A 2743-nucleotide genomic window follows, 5' to 3' on the forward strand; every position below is an offset into this window, starting at 1 on the left:
ATACCCACGCCGTGCCGATGCTTTGTATAGCTTATCAATATCCAGCCCACCTTCGGCCTGCAGGTATTCGATGATCTTTTCGCCATCCTCTTTGGTAAAACTGCTGTCGAGACTACCGTGGTCAATGCTTTTGGCCAGCAATTCGGTCATGTAACCGCGGATATCATTATGCACCTCCCTAACCTTTATCTTTTTGTTTGATAAAGGCCCTTTACCTTCAGCAAAATAATATGCACCCTCGTTTACGTTATTATAAACCTGGATTGGCACACCCAGCTCTTTACAGTAATGCAGCGTAAGTTCATGATTGTGCGGAATGCGCGATGGGCCCGCGTTAAAATACTGCCCGGCATCAAAGTGGGCGGTAGCGGTTGGTTTATCAATTTCGGTATTGGTAGTACCGTTGCGGATACTGAAACAGCGCCCGCCGGTGTGTTGCCGCGCCTCCAGAATGGTGCACTGATAGCCGAGTTTACCAAGTTCATAGGCACTGGTCATGCCGGCCAAACCGCCGCCTAAAATAACAATGTGTTTTCCTTTGCCATTGCCTTCGAGGTTAAAGGCATGAGCCGGCGATGGTTTTAATAAGCCAAGGGCAAGCATGGCGGGATATGCCCCACCGGCCAGCATGGCACCTTTTCCTAAAAAGTCCCTGCGGGTAATAGTTTTCAATAAGCGCGTATTTATGTTTTACAATCAACTCAGGCCTAAATATAACTTTTTCTTTGTGTGATATATTAAGGCAAAATCAACTTTTATTGGTGTTTATATAAAATTAACGGAATTTTTTAAGCGGGTGCCGGATTTATGTTAAGATATGGGGGGAGTGGTTAGAGGTTGGAGATTAGAGGTTAGTTCGCGCTTTTAACCTTTGATCCCGCCAACCTCTCCTATCAAACCTAATCTCTGATCTCCAACCTCTAACCTCTCCTATCAAACCTAACCTCTGATCTCCAACCTCTAATCTCTCCCTCCAATGTTAATTTCTGTTAAAAAGTAAAAATAAATTTGCTTTACTACGAATAGTTCGTAGATTTACGAAACAATCGTAAATACAATGGAAAAACTATCGCAACAAGAGGAAGAAGCAATGCAGGCAGTGTGGCAATCGGGCCCGGGATTTATCAAGGATTTTTTAGACCAGCTGACCGAACCAAAGCCCCCTTACACTACCCTCGCCTCTACTATAAAAAACCTGGAGCGCAAAGGATTTTTGAAAAGCGAAAAATTAGGCAACTCGTTCCGCTACCTGCCTATGATACAGGAAGAGGAATATAAAAAGCGCTTTATGAGCGGTTTTGTAAGCGACTATTTTCAAAACTCCTATAAAGACCTGGTAACGTTTTTCGCCAACGAAAAAAAGATCAGCGCTACCGACCTGAAAGAGATCATTAAACTCATTGAAAAACAATAAACCATACAATCATGCCGGCTACATTTGTTTTTTTATTAAAAGTTAACATAGCCCTGTTGTTGTTTTGTGCGGGCTATTACCTGGTGCTGAGGCCCCTTACCTTTTATACACTTAACCGGATCTATTTGCTTGCGGCCATCCTGTTTGCAAGTATCTACCCGCAGATCAACTTTTTGGCCTTTGTGCAGCGGCACGAAGAACTGGCCAAACCTATGGAGCAGATCGCCATCAACTGGCAGTCGCCCGCGCAACTGGTAAACCAGCCAGTTCAAACATTTGATTACTGGTATTGGCTGAGCATTATTTTCTGGACGGGTGCCGGCTTGCTGCTCATCCGCTTGGCCTTGCAGCTTTTATCCCTGTTACGATTGTATAAAAACTCCAAACCTCAATACATCGGCGAACATTTGGTTAGGGTGATGGACAAAGATGCGGCACCATTTTCTTTTTGGCGTAGCATTTACGTAAACCCCGCCAAACATGAGCCTGCCGACCTGAAATCGATTCTGCTGCATGAGCAAGTGCACGTAAACCAATGGCATACTGCTGATATTCTGTTAGCCGAACTAAGCAGTATTTTTTACTGGTTTAACCCCGGTATCTGGCTTATTAAAAGGGCGATAAGGGAAAACATTGAGTTTATTACCGATCGCAAAATTCTTAAAAACGGCATCGACAGTAAAACTTACCAATACAGTTTGGTCAACGTGAGTTTTAGTAACACCCAACCCGGCATTGTAAACCATTTCAATATTTCAACCATAAAAAAACGGATAATCATGATGAACGCGAAAAGATCGTCGAAACTTAACCTCACCCGCTACGCTTTTGTAGTACCGGCCGTTATGGCCCTGTTACTGGTATTCAGCATTTCAAAAGCTGATTTTGCCAAACCAGTGAGGATCACCCTTGCCAATGCGGTACAACCCCTGGCCAGGATCATTAACATTAATGCAGATGAAGTTCCATATGCAAAACCGGTAAAAGCAGCCAAATCGGCCCACAAAACTCCAACTGTAAAGCCGATGGTTACACCCGAGCCTGCGGCCGCCCCTCAGCCCTCAATTACACCATCAATAGCCATCACGCCAATAGCCGCCCAACTTGATACAAACAAAAGGCTAAAGATTTCTTTAGCATCAATTAGAAAAGATTCATTGGTATTTGTGGTTAACGGTGCGGTATCTGCCGGCAAAAACCTCGACCCGACAAAAATAGAAAACATGTATATCCTAACAGGTGAAAAGGCTCGAAGATTGGCAAAAATTGAAGAGGATAAACCTGTTAAGGTAGCTTATATAATTACTAAAGACGCTCCCAATAAAGACG

The 2743-nt window shown here is 43.8% G+C and carries 3 protein-coding genes; 2 read left to right on the forward strand and 1 reads right to left on the reverse strand.

The window, feature by feature from the left end; all coding sequences use genetic code 11:
• Positions 1-672 (reverse strand): flavin monoamine oxidase family protein (locus VF500_RS13880; protein ID WP_330860239.1); only part of this gene is annotated, 672 nt, incomplete at its 3' end.
• A gap of 385 nt (positions 673-1057) precedes the next feature.
• Between VF500_RS13880 and VF500_RS13885 the strand changes: the two genes are divergently transcribed.
• Together VF500_RS13885 and VF500_RS13890 are read left to right on the forward strand one after the other, a co-directional pair.
• Entirely contained in the window at positions 1058-1414 is a 357-nt protein-coding gene (locus VF500_RS13885) for a BlaI/MecI/CopY family transcriptional regulator (protein ID WP_321558432.1), read from the forward strand.
• Positions 1415-1425: 11 nt separating this feature from the next.
• The coding region (locus tag VF500_RS13890) for a M56 family metallopeptidase (protein WP_330860240.1) at positions 1426-2743 on the forward strand (1318 nt) is incomplete at its 3' end.

It is taken from the genome of Mucilaginibacter sp. (assembly GCF_036383575.1).
In the GTDB taxonomy this organism is placed as follows: domain Bacteria; phylum Bacteroidota; class Bacteroidia; order Sphingobacteriales; family Sphingobacteriaceae; genus Mucilaginibacter.